The sequence below is a fragment of the Micromonospora parathelypteridis genome, assembly GCF_014201145.1.
GTDB classification, from domain to species: Bacteria; Actinomycetota; Actinomycetes; order Mycobacteriales; family Micromonosporaceae; genus Micromonospora; species Micromonospora parathelypteridis.
The window spans coordinates 2,382,900-2,404,080 of sequence record NZ_JACHDP010000001.1; the positions used below are offsets into that span (position 1 = coordinate 2,382,900).

The 21,181-nt window shown below is 72.8% G+C and carries 24 protein-coding genes; 8 read left to right on the forward strand and 16 right to left on the reverse strand.

The genetic code is table 11. The annotated features are described in order from the left end of the window. Positions 1 to 17: 17 nt before the first annotated feature. From HNR20_RS10395 to HNR20_RS10405, 3 genes are all read left to right on the forward strand, one after another. Positions 18 to 1,199: an ROK family protein gene (locus tag HNR20_RS10395; protein WP_184178605.1), complete on the forward strand. Its 1,182-nt coding sequence runs from the start codon at positions 18 to 20 to the stop codon at positions 1,197 to 1,199. Between the two features lie 19 nt (positions 1,200 to 1,218). Further along, a complete protein-coding gene (locus HNR20_RS10400) occupies positions 1,219 to 1,518 on the forward strand; it encodes a DUF1707 SHOCT-like domain-containing protein (RefSeq protein ID WP_184178607.1) in 300 nt (99 codons plus the stop codon). A gap of 125 nt (positions 1,519 to 1,643) precedes the next feature. Further along, on the forward strand, positions 1,644 to 2,384 hold the full coding sequence (locus HNR20_RS10405) for a DUF4142 domain-containing protein (protein ID WP_184178609.1): 741 nt from the start codon (positions 1,644 to 1,646) through the stop codon (positions 2,382 to 2,384). Between the two features lie 31 nt (positions 2,385 to 2,415). Here the strand turns inward: HNR20_RS10405 and HNR20_RS10410 are convergent, their stop codons facing one another. Genes HNR20_RS10410 through tsaB form a run of 4 tightly spaced genes read right to left on the reverse strand, consistent with a single transcriptional unit; the run spans position 2,416 to position 4,880 of the window. Beyond that, positions 2,416 to 2,670 carry a hypothetical protein gene (locus HNR20_RS10410; RefSeq protein WP_053660576.1) on the reverse strand — a complete coding sequence of 85 codons (255 nt, stop codon included), beginning with the start codon at positions 2,668 to 2,670 and terminating at the stop codon, positions 2,416 to 2,418. Positions 2,671 to 2,684: 14 nt separating this feature from the next. Then, positions 2,685 to 3,731, reverse strand: coding sequence for a tRNA (adenosine(37)-N6)-threonylcarbamoyltransferase complex transferase subunit TsaD (tsaD, locus tag HNR20_RS10415; RefSeq protein ID WP_184178611.1), 1,047 nt, complete (start codon positions 3,729 to 3,731; stop codon positions 2,685 to 2,687). Further along, the gene (gene rimI, locus HNR20_RS10420) at positions 3,724 to 4,206 is read right to left on the reverse strand and encodes a ribosomal protein S18-alanine N-acetyltransferase (RefSeq protein WP_184178613.1); all 483 of its coding nucleotides are present in this window, start codon (positions 4,204 to 4,206) and stop codon (positions 3,724 to 3,726) included. The genes tsaD and rimI overlap by 8 nt, the downstream gene beginning before the upstream one ends. After that, positions 4,203 to 4,880 carry a tRNA (adenosine(37)-N6)-threonylcarbamoyltransferase complex dimerization subunit type 1 TsaB gene (gene tsaB, locus HNR20_RS10425; RefSeq protein WP_184178615.1) on the reverse strand — a complete coding sequence of 226 codons (678 nt, stop codon included), beginning with the start codon at positions 4,878 to 4,880 and terminating at the stop codon, positions 4,203 to 4,205. The genes rimI and tsaB overlap by 4 nt, the downstream gene beginning before the upstream one ends. Before the next feature lie 308 nt (positions 4,881 to 5,188). On the opposite strand from tsaB, the gene HNR20_RS10430 reads away from it, so the two are divergent. Continuing rightward, the gene (locus HNR20_RS10430) at positions 5,189 to 5,893 is read left to right on the forward strand and encodes a helix-turn-helix domain-containing protein (protein WP_184178617.1); all 705 of its coding nucleotides are present in this window, start codon (positions 5,189 to 5,191) and stop codon (positions 5,891 to 5,893) included. Between the two features lie 12 nt (positions 5,894 to 5,905). On the opposite strand, the gene ung is transcribed toward HNR20_RS10430, so the two are convergent. The 6 genes from ung to HNR20_RS10460 form a co-directional block, all read right to left on the reverse strand. Beyond that, positions 5,906 to 6,607, reverse strand: coding sequence for a uracil-DNA glycosylase (gene ung, locus HNR20_RS10435; RefSeq protein WP_184178619.1), 702 nt, complete (start codon positions 6,605 to 6,607; stop codon positions 5,906 to 5,908). A gap of 65 nt (positions 6,608 to 6,672) precedes the next feature. Then, positions 6,673 to 7,155 carry a tRNA (adenosine(37)-N6)-threonylcarbamoyltransferase complex ATPase subunit type 1 TsaE gene (gene tsaE, locus HNR20_RS10440; RefSeq protein WP_184178621.1) on the reverse strand — a complete coding sequence of 161 codons (483 nt, stop codon included), beginning with the start codon at positions 7,153 to 7,155 and terminating at the stop codon, positions 6,673 to 6,675. Continuing rightward, entirely contained in the window at positions 7,152 to 8,255 is a 1,104-nt protein-coding gene (locus HNR20_RS10445) for an alpha/beta fold hydrolase (protein WP_184178623.1), read from the reverse strand. The genes tsaE and HNR20_RS10445 overlap by 4 nt, the downstream gene beginning before the upstream one ends. Beyond that, positions 8,252 to 9,370, reverse strand: a complete 1,119-nt coding sequence (alr, locus tag HNR20_RS10450) for an alanine racemase (protein WP_184178625.1) — start codon at positions 9,368 to 9,370, stop codon at positions 8,252 to 8,254. The genes HNR20_RS10445 and alr overlap by 4 nt, the downstream gene beginning before the upstream one ends. 90 nt (positions 9,371 to 9,460) lie before the next feature. Then, positions 9,461 to 10,930: an NAD(P)H-hydrate dehydratase gene (locus HNR20_RS10455; RefSeq protein ID WP_184178627.1), complete on the reverse strand. Its 1,470-nt coding sequence runs from the start codon at positions 10,928 to 10,930 to the stop codon at positions 9,461 to 9,463. Positions 10,931 to 10,984: 54 nt separating this feature from the next. Further along, positions 10,985 to 11,353 carry a holo-ACP synthase gene (locus HNR20_RS10460; protein WP_184178629.1) on the reverse strand — a complete coding sequence of 123 codons (369 nt, stop codon included), beginning with the start codon at positions 11,351 to 11,353 and terminating at the stop codon, positions 10,985 to 10,987. 174 nt (positions 11,354 to 11,527) lie between these two features. Between HNR20_RS10460 and HNR20_RS10465 the strand changes: the two genes are divergently transcribed. Next, positions 11,528 to 11,824 (forward strand): type VII secretion target, encoded by a 297-nt coding sequence (locus tag HNR20_RS10465; RefSeq protein WP_184178631.1) that lies wholly within the window; start codon positions 11,528 to 11,530, stop codon positions 11,822 to 11,824. Continuing rightward, positions 11,821 to 13,410: an alpha/beta hydrolase gene (locus HNR20_RS10470; protein WP_184178633.1), complete on the forward strand. Its 1,590-nt coding sequence runs from the start codon at positions 11,821 to 11,823 to the stop codon at positions 13,408 to 13,410. The genes HNR20_RS10465 and HNR20_RS10470 overlap by 4 nt, the downstream gene beginning before the upstream one ends. 4 nt (positions 13,411 to 13,414) lie before the next feature. Here the strand turns inward: HNR20_RS10470 and glmS are convergent, their stop codons facing one another. Continuing rightward, on the reverse strand, positions 13,415 to 15,328 hold the full coding sequence (gene glmS / locus HNR20_RS10475; protein WP_184178635.1) for a glutamine--fructose-6-phosphate transaminase (isomerizing): 1,914 nt from the start codon (positions 15,326 to 15,328) through the stop codon (positions 13,415 to 13,417). Positions 15,329 to 16,029: 701 nt separating this feature from the next. Here glmS and HNR20_RS32660 point away from each other — a divergent pair. Both HNR20_RS32660 and HNR20_RS10485 read left to right on the forward strand, forming a co-directional pair. After that, complete coding sequence (locus HNR20_RS32660; protein ID WP_184178637.1) at positions 16,030 to 16,572, forward strand: MmpS family transport accessory protein; 543 nt, start codon at positions 16,030 to 16,032, stop codon at positions 16,570 to 16,572. A gap of 39 nt (positions 16,573 to 16,611) precedes the next feature. Continuing rightward, entirely contained in the window at positions 16,612 to 17,808 is a 1,197-nt protein-coding gene (locus HNR20_RS10485; RefSeq protein WP_184178639.1) for a pyridoxal phosphate-dependent aminotransferase, read from the forward strand. Positions 17,809 to 17,880: 72 nt separating this feature from the next. Here HNR20_RS10485 and glmM read toward each other — a convergent pair whose 3' ends face one another. From glmM to HNR20_RS10510, 5 genes are all read right to left on the reverse strand, one after another. Further along, entirely contained in the window at positions 17,881 to 19,239 is a 1,359-nt protein-coding gene (gene glmM / locus HNR20_RS10490) for a phosphoglucosamine mutase (RefSeq protein WP_184178641.1), read from the reverse strand. 117 nt (positions 19,240 to 19,356) lie between these two features. Next, the gene (gene rpsI / locus HNR20_RS10495; protein WP_110563055.1) at positions 19,357 to 19,824 is read right to left on the reverse strand and encodes a 30S ribosomal protein S9; all 468 of its coding nucleotides are present in this window, start codon (positions 19,822 to 19,824) and stop codon (positions 19,357 to 19,359) included. A 20-nt stretch (positions 19,825 to 19,844) separates the two neighbouring features. Beyond that, positions 19,845 to 20,288: a 50S ribosomal protein L13 gene (gene rplM, locus HNR20_RS10500; protein ID WP_053653864.1), complete on the reverse strand. Its 444-nt coding sequence runs from the start codon at positions 20,286 to 20,288 to the stop codon at positions 19,845 to 19,847. A 338-nt stretch (positions 20,289 to 20,626) separates the two neighbouring features. Beyond that, positions 20,627 to 20,920, reverse strand: a complete 294-nt coding sequence (locus HNR20_RS10505; RefSeq protein ID WP_110563057.1) for a hypothetical protein — start codon at positions 20,918 to 20,920, stop codon at positions 20,627 to 20,629. Further along, a complete protein-coding gene (locus HNR20_RS10510) occupies positions 20,910 to 21,167 on the reverse strand; it encodes a DUF6364 family protein (RefSeq protein ID WP_088950199.1) in 258 nt (85 codons plus the stop codon). The genes HNR20_RS10505 and HNR20_RS10510 overlap by 11 nt, the downstream gene beginning before the upstream one ends. Positions 21,168 to 21,181 lie beyond the last annotated feature (14 nt).

Genomic DNA, 21,181 nt, shown 5'->3' on the forward strand with positions numbered 1-21,181 from the left:
CGGGAGGTAGCACCACGATGCGCCCAGGACCGAGCCAGGACGAGGTCCGACGGCAGAACCTCGGGGCCCTGCTGAGGCACGTGCACGTCCACGGGGCGACCACACGCGCCGAACTGACCACCACGCTGGGCCTCAACCGCAGCACCATCGGCGCGCTCACCGCCGACCTGTCCGCGGTGGGGCTGGTCAGCGAAGGCGCGCCGAAGGAGACCGGCCGGGCCGGCCGACCGTCACTGGTCGTCCGGCCCGAGTCGGCCCGGGTCTACGCGTACGCGTACTCAGTGGAGGTGGACCGGCTGCGCGCGGCCCGGATCGGGTTGGGTGGGGCGGTCCTGGACCGCCGGGACCTGGACCGACCGCGTGGCCTGCTGGCCGCGGAGGCCGCCCCGCTCCTGGCCGGTGCGGTGAAGGAGATGCAGCAGGTCGTGCCCACCGACGCGATCTGCGTCGGCGCCGGCGTGGCGGTCTGTGGCATGGTCCGCCGCGACGACGGCCTGGTGCGGCTCGGCCCGACCACCGGCTGGGTGGACGAGCCGATCGGCGCCGCACTCGGTGCCGAGCTGGGCATCGACGTGCCGGTCACCGTGGGCAACGTGGCGGACGTGGCGGCGTTCGCCGAACACACCCGGGGGGTGGCGGCCGGCTGCGACAACGTCCTCTACCTGTACGGCGACGTCGGCGTGGGGGCCGGCATCATCGCCGGCGGACGCCGGCTCACCGGGCATGGTGGGTACGGCGGCGAGGTCGGCCACATGAAGGTGGTCCTCGACGGTAAACCCTGCGAGTGCGGCTCCCGGGGCTGCTGGGAGACCGAGATCGGCGAGCACGGTCTGCTGCGCGCCGCCGGCCGCTCCGGCGCCCGAGGTCGTGACGCTCTGCTGGCCGTCTTCGACGCCGCCGACCGGGGTGACGCCCGAGCCCAGGCGGCCGTCCGCCAGGCCGGTGACTGGCTCGGCTTCGGGGTGGCCAACCTGGTGAACGTCTTCAACCCGGAGATGGTCATCTTCGGCGGGACCATGCGTGACCTCTACCTCGCGGCGGCGGCCCAGATCCGCAGCCGGCTCAACTCCAACGCGCTCGGCGCCTGTCTGGAGCACGTCCGACTGCGTACGCCGAAGCTGGGCGAGGACGCGCCTCTGATCGGGGCCGCCGAGCTGGCTTTCGAACGGCTCCTCGCCGACCCCCTCGACGTGGGCTGATCCGCGTACGCTGTCCGGCGTGGATGTCGAGCTGCGCGCTTCCGACGACGACCGCAACCGGGTGGTCGCCGAGCTGCACCGGCACACTGCGGCGGGTCGGCTGACCCTCGACGAGTTCTCCGATCGGGCCGGTGCGGTGTGGACAGCACGCACCCTCGGCGACCTGGCCGCGCTGACCCGCGACCTGCCGGTGCTGCCCGACCCGGCCAAAGACGGTGACGATTCCGTCGGGCATGGGCGTCGGGAGTTGCTGATGCTCTTCGCCGCTGCCGCGCTCACCCTGCTGCTGCTGGGCGTCTTCCTCGCCGTCACCCGCTGATCCGCATCCCCCTCCGATGAACTGATCGCGCGATCAGTCCGTATCAGTGGGCGGACGGGCAGCCGGCAGGGTATGGCTGCCCGGTCCAGACGCGTTTCGGTCCGGACCGAGGAGGCACCACAGACATGGCACCGCTCAGTTCCGCCCGTCGCCGGCCGGGCATCCGGACCCATCGAGCGGCGATGCTGCTCATTGCGATCATCGCGGGGATCGGTGTCCTGCCCGGTGTCGCCGTCGCCGCGCCCGCCGGCGGCCAGCAGCTCAATGCCGCCGACATGACGCTGCTCAACGGAGTGCGGCTGGCCGGGCTGTGGGAGATGCCGGCCGGCCAGATGGCCGCCGAAAAGGGGCAGTCGGCCAAGGTCCGGGAGATCGGCGCCGGCATCGCCAACGAGCACCAGGCGCTCGACCAACTCGTCGTCGACGCGGCCAACAAGCTGGGAGCGAACATCCCCAGCGAGCCGACCGCCGAGCAGAAGGGCTGGCTGGCGGAGATGCAGAAGGCCTCCGGCGCCCGGTTCGACCAGATCTTCGTCACCCGGCTCCGGGTCGCCCACGGCAAGATCTTCCCGGTGATCGGCGCGGTCCGGGCCAGCACCCGCGACGCCACCGTCCGCAAGCTCTGTGACGATGCCAACGGCTTCGTCATGCATCACATGCAGATGCTGGAGAGCACCGGGCTGGTCCGCTGGCCGGAGCTGCCGCCAGCGGCGCTGCCCGCTCCCGGTGACGACGGGCTACTGGCCGCCGCCGCCGCCAACACCGGCCCACAGGTCGGGGTCAGCAGCACCGTCGTCTGGCTGGTCTTCCTCGCCGCGCTGGGTACCGGCGGAATCGCCACCTACCGGATGCTGCGCCGCAACTGAACGTCGGCAGTGGACTCGTTGGTGGCTCGCGTCACCGGTCGACCTGGGTGAAGTCCCAGGAGTGCGGGGCGCGAGCCACCAGCAGGGCAGGCGGATCCGGCAGCGGTCGAGGGTTGCTGCGCCACTTGGAGATGACCACGACACGGTGGTCGGTGGAGGAGAAGACCTCGCTGGAGACGTGCAGCGGGTCGTGCTCCAACTCGGGCAGGGCGGTGTCGCACACCCAGGTGATCAGGTCGGCGACGCCGTACGCCTCGGCACGCGCCTCCCACATCCGCACGATCATGTCCGCCGCTCCCGTCACACGCTGACCGTGGTCAACGGCAGTGCCGAGTCGGCCGGCAGGTCCAGTCGGCTCGGCGCGACCCCTGCGGCGACCAGGTGCGAACCGAGCGCGGCCACCATCGCCCCGTTGTCGGTGCACAGCTTCGGCCGGGGCACGCGGACCCGGATGCCGTACTTCTCGGCCCGCTGCTCGGCCATCGCCCGCAGCCGCGAATTCGCCGCCACTCCCCCGCCGATCACCAGCGTCTCGATTCCGCTGGCCCGGCAGGCGGCGAGCGCCTTGTTGGTCAAGACGTCACAGACGGCCTCCTGGAAGGACGCGGCCACGTCGGCCACCGGCACCGGCTCGCCGGCACGCTGACGCGCCTCGACCCACCGGGCCACCGCCGTCTTCAGCCCGGAGAACGAGAAGTCGTACCGGTGGGCGGCGAGATCCTTCGCGGCGGTCAGACCGCGGGGGAAGGCGATCGCGGCGGCGTCGCCGGCCCGGGCTTCCCGGTCGATGGGCGGGCCGCCCGGAAACGGCAGCCCGAGCAGCCGGGCGACCTTGTCGAACGCTTCGCCGGCCGCGTCGTCGATGGTGGCCCCCAACGGGGTGACGCCCCGGGCCAGGTCGTCGACGAGCAGGAGGGACGAGTGGCCGCCGGACACCAGGAGCGCGATGGCGGGTTCGGGCAGTGGGCCATGTTCGAGGGTGTCCACCGCGACGTGGGCGGCGAGGTGGTTGACGCCGTACACCGGCTTCTCGGCGGCGAGCGCGTAGCCCTTCGCGGCGGCCACGCCGACCAGCAGCGCGCCGGCCAGCCCCGGCCCGGAGGTGACCGCGATCGCGTCGATGTCGGCCAGGGTCACGCCGGCCTCGGTCAGTGCCCGGTCCATGGTCGGCACGATGGCCTCCAGGTGTGCCCGGCTGGCCACCTCCGGCACCACACCCCCGAACCGGGCGTGCTCCTCGACGCTGGAGGCGAGCGCGTCGGCCAGCAGGGTGTGCCCCCGCACGATGCCGACGCCAGTCTCGTCGCAGGAGGTCTCGATACCCAGGATCAGCGGTTCGTCAGCCATGGTCGTGTGATCCGTCCCCGGTCGGCTCGGCGTCGCGCCGCATGACCAGCGCGTCGGTGTTGCTCGGTTGGTAGTAGCCGCGCCGCACCCCGATCGGCTCGAACCCGTACGTCGCGTAGAGCCGCTGGGCGGCGGCGTTGTCCACGGCGACCTCCAGCAGGGTGCTGCGGGCGTCGCGTCGGGCCGCCTCGGCGAGCAGTTCCTCCAGCAGGGCACGGCCAACGCCGCGCCGCTGGGCGTCCCGGCGGACGGCGATGTTCTGCACCCACACCTCGCCCGGCGGAACACCGGCGAGCCCGGCGTAGCCGAGCACCGAACCGTCCGCGTCGACGGCGACCCGGTAGTGGTGCCCGTTGGCCAACTCGTTCCAGAACATGGCCGGCGACCACTGCTCGGCGCCGAAGAGGTCAGCCTCGATCGGCAGCACGTCGTCGATGTGCCACCAGCGGAACGGGTCGAGCCGTACCGCCGTCACGGCAGGACCGGTTTGCGGCCGGTCGCCGCCACCGCGTCCGGGCGGCGCAGGTAGAGCGGGGTGAGCCGCTCGCTGGGCGCGCCCGCCCGGATCCGCTCGGCGGCCAGCAGGGCCAGCACGGTGGCGTCCGGGTACCGCGGCTCGACCCGAACGGGCAGGTCCAGGATTTCGGCGTACCGATGCGCCCCGTCGCCGACCGCGATCGTCGCCCCCAACTCGCGAGCGCGCGCGGCGGCGACCACCGGCGTGGACACCTCGGGCCCGACGATCCGCTCGCCAGCGCCGTCGTAGACGGCCCAGTACAGCTCCTTGCGCCGGGCGTCGCTGGCGGCCAACACCGGCTCGCCGGATGCCGCCGGGTAACCGATGGCATCGAGCGAGCAGACGCCGTACGTGGGGATGCCGAGCACCTGACCCATCGTCGCGGCGGTGACCAGGCCGACCCGCAGCCCGGTGAACGGCCCCGGGCCGAGCCCGGCGACGATGGCGGCCAGGTCACGCGGGCGCGCGTCGGCATCGGCGAGGACCGCGTCCACCTGGGGCGCGAGCAGTTCGCCGTGGGCGCGGGCGTCGACGGTGCACCGGTGCGCCCGGGCCACCACGCCGTCCGCCGAGACCTCCACCAGCGCCGCGGTCACCGCGGGGGTCGAGCTGTCCACCACGAGTACGAGCACGGTAAGCCAGCCTAGCCGCCCCGCCAACGCCGCCCGGTCACGCCCCGCCCCCGCCCGCTCGGTCGGCACCCCGCGCCGCCTAGGCAACTGACCGGCGGGGCGGCACGCCCCCGGGCGCGCGGCGGATACCTCGGTGAGCGGTATACCCGTGGGTCATAAATATGACTCACAGGTATACCGCTCACCAGGACAAGTCCAGCCCGGCAGGAGCAGGTCACGCGCCCACCGCAGCCCGGGGCAGAGGGTGGCCAGTCGTCAATCCGCCGCAGCGGTATCCGCCACGGGTCGGGCTGGTCCACCATCCCGACATGCCAACCACGCGCCTCGTCACCCTGCTCGGCAGCGCCGTCCGACAGCAGCGGCACCTACGCGACCTGACCCAGGTCGAGCTGGCCGAGTTGGCCGGGGTCAGCCAGGCGGCGGTGGCCCGGATCGAGAGCGGCAACCGCGCGCCCAGCATCGCCGTCCTCGAGGCGTTGCTCGCCGCGATGGACGTCCAATTGGTGGTCGGGGTCGAACCGCTGGACGCGCACCTCGACGCACGGATCGACGACCTGGCGGCCCGGCCGATCGGTGAGCGGATCGACGGGTTGGGCCTGGACCGGATGCTGGACCGGCTCTCCGACTTTCCTCAGGTGATCACCGGGAGCACGGCGGCGTTGCTGCAGGGCGCGCCGGTGCCGGTCGAGGCCCTGGAGATCGCCGTGCGTTGGCAGGACTCGAAACGGTTCACCCGCTGGCTGGAGGCGGCATACGGCCAGCGGTGGAACGCCAACTGGGGTGAGTTCGGCGGAGTGTGGCTGGAGCCCGAGGAGCCGGGTGAGCATCGTTGGTCGACCCGGTACGGCGAGGTCAGGGCAACAATGTGCGACGAGCTGCCCGAGACGATCGAGGTGCAGCACGGTGGGCGGATCTACCGGGTGGTGCCGCTGGTCGAGCTGGAGTTGACCGAGCCACGCGCTGGCGAGCTGTTGCGCCGCTACCGGGACCGGCAGGCGGCCGGCGGAGGCTGAACCACGGCGGGCTCAGCCGGCGGTGCGCTCCCAGTCGATGGTGGGCAGGCCGGCGTCGGCCAGCGCCTTGTTGGCCGCGCTGAACGGGCGGCTGCCGAGGAAGCCGCGCGGGTTCATCGGGCTGGGGTGGCCGGCCTCCAGCACCACGTGCTGCGGGTTGGTGACCAGGGCGGCCTTCTTGCGGGCGTAGCCGCCCCAGAGCAGGAAGACGACCCGGTCCGACGACGCGTCCAGCGCCCTGATGGTCGCGTCGGTGAACTCCTCCCAGCCGGAGTTGGCGTGCGAGCCCGGGGTGGCCTGACGGACGGTCAGCACCGCGTTGAGCAGCAGCACACCCTGGGCGGCCCAACCGTCGAGGTTGCCGCTGCGCGGCTTGGGGACGCCGACGTCCGCACCCAACTCCTTGAAGACGTTGCGCAACGACGGCGGCACCGTCACACCGTCCCGGACGCTGAAACTCAGCCCGTGCGCCTGCCCGGCCCGGTGGTAAGGGTCCTGCCCGAGGATCAGCACCCGGGTGCCCTGCGGCGGGCAGAGCCGGTAAGCCGAGAACAGGTCCTCCAGGGGCGGGAAGACGGTCTGCGTCGCGTATTCCCGGGCGACGAACTCGGCCAGCGCAGCGGTGCGGGCAGCGTCCAGGTGCGGGGTGAGCACGGCACGCCACTGCTCCGGCAGCAGGGCCAGCAGGTCAAGGGCGGGGGCGTCGTCGGCCATCAGGAACCTCTCACAGCGCGGGTCGGTCCCCCGCACTCTAGGCATCGGGTACGACAGCCGCCGGCCTAGCCCAGGTCGGCGAGCCGCCGGGCCCAGTCGCCACCGATCGGGTCCAGCTCGACGATCCGGGTGTCGTCGTCGCGGCGGTCGATGCGGACCCGCAGGTGCGCGTCGACCAACTGCTCCACCAGGCCCTCGCCCCACTCCACCACCGTCACCGAATCGTCCACCGAGGCGTCGAGGTCCAGGTCGTCGATCTCGGCGCGTGGATCGGTGGCGTCACCCAACCGGTACGCGTCGGCGTGCACCAGGGCCACCCGGCCGCCCCGGGCCGGATCGGGGCGGTGCACCCGGGCGATCACGAAGGTCGGCGAGGTGATGTCCCCGACGACACCGAGCCCCGCGCCGACACCCTGGGTGAGCGCGGTCTTGCCGGCGCCCAGCGGGCCGGTCAACAGCACCAGGTCACCTGCTCGCAGCAGCCCGGCCAGGCGCCGGCCGAACTCCCGGGTGTCCTCGACGGTCGGCAGCTTGACGACGTGACTCACCGTTCCTCCGGCTCTCCGAGTGACTCGAGGAACCGCGCGAGCGCGGCATTGACCTCGTCAGCGTGCTCCAGCATCACCACGTGACCGCTGTCCTTGATCTTGACGAACTCGGCGTGCGGCAGCCGCCGGACGATCTCCTCGGAGTGGGTCACCGGGGTAATCATGTCCTTGTCGCCGACCACCACCAGCACCGGCGTCGCGGCCAACGCGGCGAGAGCCGGGAAGCGCGAGTGGGTGGCCAGGGTCCGCAGGTAGCGGGTCACCGTGTCGGCCGACGTCCGCGAGTTCATCGTCTCCACGAAGGAGACGAGCGCCGGGCTGGGCTTGCGGGTGCCGAACCCGTACTTGCGGGTCAGCAGCCAGGCAACGTTCGACGTCGACTTGCGGGCCTTGTCGATCACGGGCCCGCCGTACCGGGTGGCGTTGCTGACCATGTACAGCACCGGACCTCCGACCCGGCCGAGCAGCGCGGGCGCGACCAGCTTGGTCTCCGCGATGAGCCCGCCCGAGGTGGCCATCAGGACGGTGCCGACCACCCGGTCACCGAACAACTCCGGAAACAGCTCGGCGAACGCCATGATGGTCATGCCGCCCATCGAGTGGCCGACCAGCACCAGTGGCCCGTCCGGGGCGGTGCGGTCGATCACCTGGCGCAGCGTCCGGCCGAGCACCGTCAGGTCGTACTCTCCGGTCTCCAGCCGGCCGGACCGACCGTGACCGGGCTGGTCGTACGCCACGATCCGGTAGTCACCGCGCGCGGCGAGCATCTGGCGCTGGAAATGGAACGTCCCCATGTCCAGGCAGAAGCCGTGCACCAGCACGACGGTGGGGTGCCCCGGCACCGGCCTGGTCGGCTCGACCACCTCGACGTGGATGTCCGTGCCGTCCGGCAGCTCGAGACGGAACGCCTCGTCGTACCGCTGCTCGCCGAACGTCTCGTGCGCGTAGCGGTCGGTCGGGTCGGTCTTGAGCCGGCGGACCAGGGTGCGCTCGGTGGCGACGCCGGCCGCCAGGCCCGCCGCGGCCACCCCGACCGCGGCGCCGACGATCCCCGCGACCCGGCCCGCAGCGGTCCGCGGACGCGGAATGCGATAGCTCATGCCCGCTCGCCGTCGTAGACGCGCGGCACGCGGGTGCTGCCGAACCGGGTGACGATCTCGTAGTTGATCGTGCCGACCGCCTCGGCCCAGTCGTCGGCCGTGGGCTCGCCGTCGGCGCCGCTGCCGAAGAGCGTCGCCACGTCGCCGTCGGCCACCGGGTCGTCGCCGCAGTCGAGCACGAACTGGTCCATGCAGACCCGCCCCGAGATCGTCCGCCGTACGCCGCCGAGCTGCACCGGCCCGGTGTTGGAGGCGTGCCGGGGAACCCCGTCGGCGTACCCGAGCGGCACCACGGCCAGGTTCGCCTCGCTCGGGGTGGTGTAGGTGTGCCCGTAGGAAACACCGGTGCCGGCCGGCACCCGCTTGGTGAGCATCACCCGGGCGCGCGCGGTCATCGCCGGCCGCAGCCCATACGTCTCACCGGCCACCGGGGAGAGCCCGTAGATGGCCAGACCGGGGCGGACCAGGTCGAAGTGGGTGTCCGGGCGGGTCAGCGTCGCCGCCGAGTTGGCCAGGTGCCGCCAGCGCGGGCGCAGCCCGGCCCGTTCGACCATGGCCAGCCCCTCGTGGAAGACGGCCACCTGACGGTCGGTGGTGGGGTGGCCGGGCATGTCCGCGTACACGAAGTGGCTCCACACGCCGACCACCTCGACCAGGCCGTCGGCCTGCGCCTTCGCGGCGGCGTCCAGCAGCGCTGGCCAGTCGGCGACGGTCGCCCCGCCCCGGGACAGCCCGGTGTCGATCTTGAGGTGCAGGCGGGCAGGGCGCCCGGCGAGCCGGCTCGCCTCGATCATCTCGTCCAGCTGCGGGAGGCTGGCGGCGCCCAGGTCCACCCCGGCGCTGACCCCCTCGTGCAGCGGCAGCCCGGGCGCGAGCAGCCAGGCCAGCACCGGCACGGTCACCCCGGCCCGGCGCAGGGTGAGCGCCTCGTCGAGGGTGCAGACACCGAGCCAGTCCGCCCCGGCGTCGAGCGCCGCGCGGGCGGCCGGAAGCATCCCGTGGCCGTACCCGTCAGCCTTCACCACGGCCATCAGCTCGGCCGTGGTGCCGGAGCGGAGTCTGCTCACGTTCTCGCGGATGGCGTCAAGATCGACGCGTACCTCGGCCTGCCACATGCGCCCAGCCTACTTTCCGCTGAGATCACCGCGGGCGGCGACGCACGCCCCGGACAGCCGATCCGGTCGTGCCGCCTGGAACCGACCCGATCAGCCCAGCCGGGCGACGACCGGGCGCAGTGCGGTCACCACGTCGGGCGCGGTCACCGGCCCACCCCGGGCCGCCTCCCGGCCAGCGAGCCCATGCAGGTACGCGGCCGAGGCGGCGGCCCGTTCGGCGGGCACCCCGGCCGCCAGCAGGGAGCCGAGCAGCCCGGCCAGCACGTCGCCGGTGCCTCCGGTGGCCAGTGCCGGGGTGCCGGTCGGGTTGACGTACGCCCGACCGTCCGGCGTGCCGATCACCGTGCGGTCCCCCTTGAGCAGCACCACCGCGTTCATCCAGGCGGCCAGCCGCAACGCCGCGCCGACCCGGTCGGCGCCGGGCTCCTCCCCGCAGAGTCGCGTGAACTCCCGGTCGTGCGGGGTGACCACGATCGGCGCGTCCCGACCGCGCAGCCGGTCGGCGAGCGACCCGTCCACCAGCAGGGTCAACGCGTCGGCGTCGAGCACCACCGGCACCGAGGTGGCCAGCACGGCGCGCAGTTCGGCAGCCGCGTCCGCACCGGTGCCCAGCCCGGAGCCGCAGACCCAGGCCTGCACCCGGCCCGCGTCGGCGACCCGCCCACTGGCGATCACCGAGGGGTGCTGGTGCAGCACCTCGGTGCGGGCGCCACCGGCGTAGCGGACCAGTCCGGTCGGCCCGGCCAGAGCGCCACCCACGGAGAGCACCGCCGCACCCGGGTAGGTCGCCGAGCCGGTCGCCACGCCCACCACGCCCCGGGTGTACTTCTCCGAAGCCGGGCTCAGCTCCGGCCACCAGTCGATCAGGTCGGACCACTCGGTGACCCGGAGCGCCGGGGTGCCGCGCAGCCACGGGCGCAACCCGATGTCGACCAGCTCCACCTGCCCGGCCAGGGCCGCGGCCGGCCCGACCACCAGTGCGGGCTTCAGCGCGCCGAAGGCCACCGTCACGTCGGCGCGGATCGCGCTCGGTCGGCCGGACGCCGACAGCGGCACGTGGCCGGTGTCCACCGCGACCCCGCTCGGCACGTCCACCGCCAGCACCGTGGAGCGGTTGTCATCGCGCCCACGCAGCTCGCAGAGGCGCTGGACCACCTCGTCCGCGCTCGCCCGCAGACCTCCGGTGCCGCCGATGCCGACGATGCCGTCGAGGACCAGGTCCACCGGGCCGGTCGGACGGTCCACCAGCCGGCCGCCGGCAGCTCGCAGCGCGGCCAGCCCCGCAGCGTGGGCGCGCCCGGGGGTGAGGAGCAGGGCGGACACGTCGACACCTCGGCGGGCCAGTCGCTCCCCGGCGTACAACGCGTCGCCACCGTTGTCGCCGGAGCCGACCAGCAGCAGCACCCGGCCGCCGTAGACCCCGCCCCGCTCGGCGAGCAGCAGCGCGGCCCGGCGGGCCAGCCCGGCGGCGGCCCGCTGCATCAGCGTGCCCTCCGGCAGCGTGGCCATCAGCCCCGCCTCGGCCGCCCGTACGTCGGTCACCCGCCACACCGATCTCATGCCACCGTGTCCCATCCGTTCGCGGGTGGACCCGACCGGCCCACCCGGTCGACGTCACCGTTCCGCGACCACCATCGCCGACGCGATCCCCCCGTCGTGCGACAACGAGAGGTGCCAGTGGTTGACCCCGCGCGCGTCGGCCGCCGCCGCGACGGTGCCGGCGACGGTCAGCCAGGGACGGCCGTCCGGGTCGGACACGATCTCGCAGTCGTGCCAGTTCAGCCCGGTCGGAGCGCCGAGCGCCTTGGCCACGGCCTCCTTCGCGGCGAACCGGCCGGCGAGCGACTCCGGAGAGCGCGGGTTGCCGGAGCGGGTGTGCCGCTCGGCTGTGGTGAAGAGTCGGTCGGCGAGCAGCGGCGTCCGTGCCAGGGCCCGGGCGAACCGGTCGACCAGGACGACATCGATGCCGACAGCGACGATCACCACACCACCCTACCGGCGGCCGAGGCCGCAGATTAGCCGTCGGGCCCGCCGTGGGCAACGCCTGTGGACACGCCGGGGTACGGCCCAGAGCCGGCTGTCCACAGGGCAGGGCGGGGCCGCCGGGGCCCACCTAGCGTCAGCTCGTCGATGCGGATCGTCCACGGGGGTGTGGTCATGAACGATGAGCCGTTCACTGTCCGGCCGGAGGAGCTGCGGGCGGTTGCCGTCAGCCTCGACGACGAGGCGCACCGGCTGGCGTTGGGTCTCGCGGGGGTGCCCGGGCTGCTGGTGGTGGCGCCCGAGTGGCGAGCTGGCGCGGCTCTGGCCGGGTTGGAGGCGGCCGGTCATGCCTGGTTCTGCCGGCTGGGTGCCCAGGTGGCGGTGACCTCCGGTGGGGTGCGGACGGCGGCCGAGGCGTACGAGGCGGTGGACGACCGGGCCGCAGACCGGTTCGCCGCTCTGCCCCGGTGAGCGTCGGCTACCGGCAGCTGTGGGCAGCCGATCCGGGCGGGTGGCGGGTCGCCGGGGCGGCCTGGGCCGGGATGGTCGGGCCGGTCGACCGACGCGTCGGCGAGCTGCGGGGGGCCGGCGGGCGGTTGCGGGGCGGTTGGTCCGGTGCGGCCGCCGCAGCGGCTGATGCCCGGCTCGCCACTCTCCGAGACGAGCTGACCTCGGTCGCGCCCGCGTTGATCGAGGTCGACCAGGTGCTGGCCGAGTTGGCCGGCCGACTGACGGTGGCGAAGGCGCGGCTCGCCGCGGCGGTCGCTCAGGCGGACGCGGCCGGGCTGATGGTGGACCGCGCGGGCGGGGTGCACGTTGATCCCACCCGGGTCCGACCCACCGAGCGGACCGGCGTGGCGGCGGCTCGGGTGGCGGCGGCCCTGCGCGACGCGCTCGACGGGGCCGGGGCGGCGGATCGGGCGGCCGCCGACCGGTTGGATGAGTTGGCCCGTGCCGCCGGCTCCGGCTGGGTGTCCCCGCCGCCGCCGGGCCGGCCCGCAGCCGGTGCCGCGCCGACGCTGGTCCGCGCCTGGTGGTCCGCGTTGACACCGGCGCAGCGACGGTGGCTGATCGGGCGCGAGCCGGCGCTGGTCGGCCGGTTGGACGGGGTGCCGGTGGCCGCGCGTGACCAGGCCAATCGGCTGCGGCTCGGGTTCTGGCGCGAGGAGTTGCTGGCTGAGCGGCGACGCTTGCTGGCCCGGGTGCCGCCAGAGCCGCTCGCGGCGGTCCGGCTGCACGGGGTGGTCGGACGGTTGGCCGGCCTGGACTCGCTGGCCGGGCGGCTGGCGGCCGGCGGGGAGCCACGGGCGTACCTGCTCGGGTTGGATCCGGCCGGTGAGGGCCGGGTGGTGGTGGCGCTCGGCGATCCGGACCATGCCGACCGGGTGCTGACCCACGTGCCGGGGATGACCGCCGGTCTGGATGACGCACCCGGTGAGCTGGGCAGGGCAGCGCGCGTGCTGGACCGGTGCATCGAGCTCGCCCCGGGTGAGCGCAGCGCGGCGGTGCTCTGGTTGGACTACGACGCTCCGGATTTCCTGGCCGGGGCCGCCTCGGCTGGCCAGGCCCAGGACGCCGGCCCGGCGCTGCACCGCTTCCAGGAGGGGTTGCGGGCCAGCCACGAGGGGCCGCCGGCCCGGCAGACCGTGCTCGGGCACAGCTACGGGTCACTGGTGGTGGGAGTGGCCGCCCGGGAGCACGGGCTGGCCGCCGACGCGCTGGTCTTCGTCGGCTCGCCCGGGGTCGGCGCGTCGCACGCCGCCGAGTTGGGCGTGCCACCCGGAGCGGTCTGGGCGAGCAGCGCCCCGGACGACGTGATCCGAGCGGCCCGCCCAGCGGACGAGCTGGGCCGACGGGCACTGCTGGGTTCTGCTCCGCTGGCGGCCGTGCTGGGCTGGCCCAACCGGACCGGGCACGAGCTGTGGTTTGGTCACGACCCGTCAGATCCCGGCTTCGGCGGCCGGGTCTTCGCCAGCGGGCGAGGCGGGCACACCGGTTACTGGGACCCGGGCAATCCCGCGTTGGACGGGATGGCCCGGGTCGTCCTGGGCCGCTGAGGGCTTACTCGACGGTGACCGACTTGGCCAGGTTGCGGGGCTGGTCCACGTCGTGCCCGCGGGCGGCGGCGATCTCGGCGGCGAGCACCTGCAGCGGCACCGTGGTGACGAGCGGGGCCAGCAGGGTCGGCGTACGCGGCACGTAGATCAGGTGGTCGGCGTACCGGACGACGGCCTCGTCACCCTCCTCCGCGATCACGATGGTCCGCGCGCCGCGCGCCCGGACCTCCTGGATGTTGGAGACGACCTTGTCGTGCAGCATGCCCCGGCCAACCGGCGAGGGCACCACGCAGATCACCGGGGTGCCCTTGTCGATCAGGGCGATCGGGCCGTGCTTCAGCTCACCGGCGGCGAAGCCCTCGGCGTGCATGTACGCCAGTTCCTTGAGCTTCAGCGCGCCCTCCAGGGCGACCGGGTAGCCGACGTGCCGGCCGATGAACAGCACGGTGGGCTCGGACTTCAGCTCCCGGGCCAGCTCACGGACGGGCTCTATCCGGCTCAGCAGCTCACGCAGCTTGCCCGGCATCTCCTGCAACTGCGCGACGACCGCGCCCACCTCGTCGGCGAACTTGATGCCGCGCACCTGGGCCAGGTGCAGACCGATCAGGTAGCAGGCGACGAGCTGGGTGAGGAACGCCTTGGTGGAGGCGACGGCGATCTCCGGACCGCCGTGGGTGTAGAGCACGGCGTCCGATTCACGAGGGATGGTCGAGCCGTTGGTGTTGCAGATCGCCAGCACCCGGGCCTTCTGCTCCTTGGCGTGGCGCAGCGCCATCAGGGTGTCCATCGTCTCGCCGGACTGCGAGATCACCACGATCAGCGTGGACCGGTCGAGGACGGGGTCGCGGTAGCGGAACTCGCTGGCCAGCTCCACCTCACACGGGATCCGGGTCCAGTGCTCGATGGCGTACTTGGCGACCATGCCGGAGTGGTACGCCGTGCCGCAGGCCACGATGAAGATCTTGTCGACGTCGCGCAGATCCTGGTCGCTGAGGCGGACCTCGTCGAGGGCGATCTCACCGGTTTCGGTGAGCCGGCCGAGCAGCGTGTCGGCGATGGCCTGCGGCTGCTCCTCGATCTCCTTGAGCATGAACCAGTCGTAGCCGCCCTTCTCGGCCGACGAGGAGTCCCAGTCGATGTGGAAGTCCTTGCCGGCGGCGGGCTGGCCGTCGAAGTCGGTGATCTCGATGCTGTCACCGGTGATCAGGACGATCTGGTCCTGGCCCAGCTCCACCGCTTCCCGGGTGTGCTCGATGAACGCGGCCACGTCGCTGGCCAGGTAGTTTTCCCCGTCGCCCCGGCCGACCACCAGTGGCGAGTTGCGCCGGGCGCCGACGACCGCGCCGGGCACCGAGGCGTCGACGGCGAGCAGGGTGAAGGCGCCCTCCAGCCGCTGGCAGACCACGCGCATCCCGGCGGCGAGCAACTGCGGGCTGTCCGGCTGACCGGCGGCGCGCAGGTCGGCCAGCGCGGCGGCGAGCAGGTGCGCGGCGCACTCGGTGTCGGTGTCGCTGGTGAACTGGACGCCGTCGGCCTCCAGCTCGGCGCGGAGCTTGGCGAAGTTTTCGATGATGCCGTTGTGGATCACCGCGACGCGGCCGTCGCCGGCGACGTGTGGGTGAGCGTTGCGGTCGGTCGGGCCGCCGTGGGTGGCCCACCGGGTGTGCCCGATGCCGGTGGTGCCGTCACCGATGCCGATCGGGCTGGCCGCGCAGGAGGTCGGGTCGTCGGCGGCCCGCTCGGACAACACCTTCTCCAGGTTGGCCAGCTTGCCGGCCTTCTTCTCGGTCAGCAGCTGGTCGTCGCAGACGATCGCGACGCCCGCCGAGTCGTAGCCGCGGTATTCCAACCGCCGCAGCCCGTCGAGGACGATGCCGAGTGCGGGGCGCGCGCCCGCGTATCCCACGATTCCACACATGGCCCGCAGCCTAACCCAGTTTCACTCATCATGGGTGCTCGAAAGTCGGGTTATCAATCACGGAATCTGAGCGATCGGTGGTTGGTGGGCCACAACGGGACGAGCTTCCCGGCTCGCTCAGGGCCCAGCCCCGGCGAACGGGGTTGCGGCGGGCCTTTGGAGTACGAAAGTCTCTCGGCGGGTTCGGCGCGCCCGCCCACGGCCCGTTCGTCCCATACCCACTCCAGCCCGGAGCAGCCATGTCCGACGCGCCCCCGCCCGAGCCGTCCCCCTCCTCCCCTCCGGACCGGCCATCGCCCCCACCAGCGCCGGATCCGACGGCGCAGCCCTCCTCGGCCGCGTTGCCGGCGCCCGACCCGCTGGCCCCGGGTCAGCCGTGGGCACCGCCGTCCCCCTGGACGCCGTCTCCACCGGCCGCACCCTGGTCGCCGTCCCCCTGGACGCCGGCTCCACCGGCCGCACCCTGGTCGCCGTCCCCACCTGCGGCCCAGTGGACACCCGAACCGTCGGCACCCCCCTGGCCGCAGACCCCGCCCGACGCCTCGGGCCCGCCACCCGCCGGATCGCCGCCGGCAGGGTGGCCCACGCCCGCCGCACAGCCACCGCACGCAGGCTGGTCGCCGCCAGCCGGCGGATGGCCGCCTCCCGGCTATCCGCCGCCGTACGCCTACCCCGGGCACCCGCAGGCCGGCGGCAGTCCGGTGACGGACAGCGGCCGGGTCGTCGGGATCGTCATCGCGGTCTTCGTGGTGCTGGTACTGATCATCTGCGGCTGCCTCTGCGCTGGTGGCCTGCTGCTCGACAGGAACAGCCCGGACCCGGTCGCCGAGGACCCGTACGTCTTTCCCGACGACGACTGGACCACTCCCGCCGTCGAGCCGCTCTTCCCCGAGCGACCCACCGCGCAGCCGCCCACCCTGGCACCCACCCCCACCAAACAACCGATCACCGCACCGACGTCAGGGCCAGCCCCGGTGACTGTCGTCTACGAGGTCACCGGGTCGGGTCAGGCGGACATCGCGTACTACGACGCCGAGAGCGACCTCATCCACGTCGACCACACGAAGCTGCCCTGGCGCACCAGCATCCGGACCAACGGCCAGAGCAGGGTGATGGTGGAGGCCACCTGGCCCGACATCGACTACCACGGACCACTCGACTGCACCCTCACCGTCACCGGCGTCGGCAAACCGATCGTCGACAAGACGCGGGGATACTGGCGGACCACCTGCTCGGTCGAGTGAGGCTGGGGTTCACCCCGGGGGCACCCGTAGGCTGACGCCGTGACGACGAGCACCGATGTCGACCCGCTGGTGGCCCGGATGCGGCCGTTCGGCACGACGATCTTCGCCGAGATGTCCGCCCTCGCCACACGGACCGGCGCGGTCAACCTCGGCCAGGGCTTCCCCGACACCGACGGCCCACCGGAGATGCTGGCCGCCGCCGCCGAGGCGTTGCGCGGCGGGCAGAACCAGTACCCGCCCGGGCCGGGAATTCCCGCCCTGCGCGCGGCGGTCGCGGCCCATCAGCAGCGGTTCCACGACCTGGCGTACGACCCGGACGGTGAGATCGTGATCACCGCGGGCGCGACGGAGGCGGTCGCGGCGAGCATCCTCGCCCTCTGCGAACCGGGTGACGAGGTGGTCTGCTTCGAGCCGTACTACGACTCGTACGCCGCCTCGATCGCGCTGGCCGGCGCGGTCCGGCGGCCGGTGACCCTGCGCCCCGCGGCCGACGGGCGGTACGCCTTCGACCCGGCGGCGCTGCGCGCGGCGTTCGGCCCGCGCACCCGGTTGGTGCTGCTCAACTCACCGCACAACCCGACCGGCAAGGTCTTCACCCCGGCTGAGCTGGCGTTGATCGCCGAGCTGTGCCAAGAGCACGGCGCGTACGCGGTCACCGACGAGGTGTACGAGCACCTGGTCTTCACCGACGCGGCGAGCCCGCACGTGCCGCTGGCCGCGCTGCCCGGGATGCGGGAACGGACACTGCGCATCTCGTCGGCGGGCAAGACGTTCTCGTGCACGGGTTGGAAGGTCGGCTGGGCGAGCGGCCCGGCGGCGCTGGTCTCGGCGGTGCTGCGGGTGAAGCAGTTCCTCACCTTCGTCAACGCCGCGCCACTGCAGCCGGCGGTCGCCGTGGCGCTGGCCCTGCCGGACGACTACTACACCGGCTTCCGGGACAGTCTCCAGCAGCGGCGCGACCAGCTCGTCGGCGGTCTCACCGACGCCGGGTTCGAGGTGCTCGACTCGGAGGGGACGTACTTCGTCACCGCCGACATCACCGCCCTCGGCGGCCGGGACGGGGTGGAGTTCTGCCGCTCGCTGCCGGAGCGCTGTGGCGTGGTGGCGGTGCCCACCCAGGTCTTCTACGACGACGCCGAGGCGGGCCGGCGGCTGGTCCGGTTCGCCTTCTGCAAGCGTCCCGAGGTGCTGACCGAGGCGGTCACCCGACTGCGCGCACTGGCCCCGATCGGCTGACCCGGCGGGCCGCCGTCCGAAGCCTGTGGAGCTGATGTCACAGACGAGTCAGCTCCACAGCCTTCGGATTACCTACGACGCGGCGGGGCTGGCGGTGCGGACCAGCTCGGCGATCCGCTCGGCGACCTCGCGAGCCGTCGCCTCGGTAGCCGCCTCGACCATCACCCGGACCAGCGGCTCGGTGCCCGACGGGCGCAGCAGCACCCGGCCGGTCTCACCCAGCTCCGCCTCGGCCCGCTCGACCTCGGCGCGGACGGCCGGTGCGGCGGCGCCGACGGTCCGGTCGCCGACCGGCACGTTGATCAGCACCTGGGGCAGTTTGGTGACGACCGAGGCCAGCTCGGCGAGGGACTTTCCGGTGGCCGCCATCCGGGCCATCAGGTGCAGGCCGGTGAGCACACCGTCGCCGGTGGTGGCGTGCGCGGGCATGACGATGTGGCCGCTCTGCTCGCCGCCGAGCGCCAGCCCGGAGGCGCGCAGAGCCTCCAGGACGTACCGGTCGCCGACCTTGGTCTCGATCAGCCGGATGCCCTGCGCGGACATGGCCAGCCGCAGGCCGAGGTTGCTCATCACGGTCGCGACAAGCGTGTCCTGGGTGAGCGTGCCGGCATCCCGCATGGCCAGCGCGAGGATCGCCATCACCTGGTCGCCGTCGACCTCGTCGCCGCCGGCGCTGACCGCCACGATGCGGTCGGCGTCGCCGTCGTGGGCGATGCCCAGGTGCGCGCCGTGCTCGACCACGGCCTCGCGCAGCCCTTCGATGTGGTTGGAACCACAGTCGTCGTTGATGTTCAGCCCGTTCGGCTCGGCGTTGATCGCGATGACCTCCGCGCCAGCCTCCCGGTAGGCGACCGGGGCGACCTCGGCGGCGGCGCCGTTGGCGCAGTCGACCACGACCTTGATCCCGTCCAGCCGGTGCGGCACGGCGCCGACCAGGTGCTGGACGTAGTGGTCCGCGCCGTCGAGCAGGTCGTGCACGCGACCGATGCCGGCGCCGGTCGGCCGATCCCAGGCGGTGGCGGCGTTCGCCTCCACGGCGGCCTCGATCTGCATTTCGATCTCGTCGGGCAACTTGTGCCCGCCGGCGGCGAAGAGCTTGATGCCGTTGTCCGGCATGGGGTTGTGCGACGCGGAGAGCACCACGCCAAGGTCGGCTTTGGCCTCGGCGGTGAGGAACGCCACCGCCGGGGTGGGCAGCACGCCGACCCGCACCACGTTGGCGCCGGCACTGGTCAGCCCGGCGACCACGGCGGCCTCCAGCATCTCGCCGCTGGCCCGGGTGTCGCGACCCACAACGGCCAGCGGCGGATGGCTGCGGTCCGTCTCGGCGAGTGTGTGCGCAGCGGCCACAGCGAGCGCCAGTGCCAACTCAGGGGTGAGATCCGCGTTTGCCCGCCCGCGTACGCCGTCCGTGCCGAACAACCGACCCATACCCGCCAACCTCCGATGCGTACTGCCGATGTGGAGAAAGCGGAACGGCCGGCCACCTCCCCCGATCGAGGGGAGGCGAACCGGCCGTCCGTCAGAAGTACAACGCGCTGGTGAAGATCAGCGCTTCGAGTACTGGGGAGCCTTACGGGCCTTCTTGAGGCCGTACTTCTTGCTTTCCTTGACCCGGGCGTCCCGGGTGAGGAAGCCGGCCTTCTTCAGGGCCGGGCGGTCGTCGGGCTCGTTGACGATCAGCGCCCGGGCGATGGCCAGCCGCAGCGCACCGGCCTGGCCGGTGGTGCCGCCGCCACGCAGGTTGGCGATGACGTCGAACGCCTCGGGCTTCTCGGCGGTGACCAGCGGGTCCTTGATGAGCTGCTGGTGCACCTTGCTCGGGAAGTAGGCCTCGAGGTCACGGCCGTTGCAGGTGATCTTGCCGGTGCCCGGAACGATACGGACCCGGACGATGGCCTCCTTGCGCCGACCCACGGTCTGGATCGGGCGGTCACCACGCGGCGCGCGGGCGACGGGCGCCGGCGCCTCGGTGGCCTCGGGGGCAACCTCGGTCTCGGTGGTGATGTCGGTCATGCTGCTTCCTTCGCCCGCGCTCACTGCGCGATCTGCTTGATCTCGAACGGCACCGGCTGCTGCGCGAGGTGCGGGTGCTCGGCACCGGCGTAGACCTTCAGCTTCTTGATCAGCTGACGGCCGAGCTTGTTGTGCGGGAGCATCCCCTTCACAGCCAGCTCGATGGCGCGCTCGGGCCGCTTGGTCAGCAGCTCGTCGTAGCCGATCTGCTTCAGACCACCCGGGTAACCGGAGTGGCGGTAAGCGACCTTGGTCTGGCGCTTGTTGCCGGTCAGCGCAACCTTGCCCGCGTTCACGATGACGACAAAGTCGCCCGTGTCGACGTGCGGCGCGAAAGTCGGCTTGTGCTTACCACGCAGCAACGTGGCGGCGTGGGTGGCCAGGCGGCCCAGCACGACATCAGAGGCGTCGATGACGTGCCACTGACGCTCGATCTCACCCGGCTTCGGGCTGTACGTACGCACAGGTCTACCTTGTCTCGTCGTCGGTCTGGGGTCGCGCGCCGAGGTGACCAGATCTTGCAGGCCGGACCAGCGCGCACGAACGACCAAGCGTACCTGATAGGGCACGCCTCTGGATGTCGTACAACAGCAGGCAACGATACCGGGCGCGGTGTCCGCAGGTCAAAACGGGGGTGCGGTCCCGCGCGGCGACGCGCCGACCGTGGCCCAGCTCACACGCTGGCCAGCGGATTTGCCCTCGGCCGGTGGTGGACGACCCAGGTGACCGCGACGCACAACGCGATGAAGGCAAGCCCGCGGACACCGGCCCGCCGCTGTGAGCGCGCCCACCCGGTCTGTGGTCAGAGCTGCTGGAGGATGCGCAGCGCGCGGCCGACCCGGAGCATGGTGTCGGTGTCGGCGACGTCCACGCAGTCGGTGAACCACTTCTTCATCGGCGAGGAGATGCGGTCGGGCATCACCACGTACCGGCCCATCGTCACGGCGAGCGGCGAGTCGCGCAGCAGCGACTCCTCGACGACCTCGACCACGATCACGATGGGCACGTCGGTGGAGTTGTAGACGTCTGAGCTGATCACGAGCCCGAGGCGTTCCCGGGCACCCTCGATGCGCCAGACCTCTCCCCTACGCAGCACGCGGTCGTCCGCCGGAGAGCAGGTCGTTGACCATGCCCACCTCGCGGGCGTCGGCGAGAGCGGCGGACTCCAGGTCCAGACCGGCACGGCCCACGGCGGCGGCGTGCGCGGTGAAGACCTCGCGCAGCGCCTTCTCCCGGGCGGCCTGGTCCATCCATGCGGAGAGCGACAGTCCTTCGCGCTTGGCGAACCGCCGGGCCTCCTCGATCGTCTCGTCCGTGAACGACAGAGTCACCTTGGCAGTCATGCGGATGAGACTAC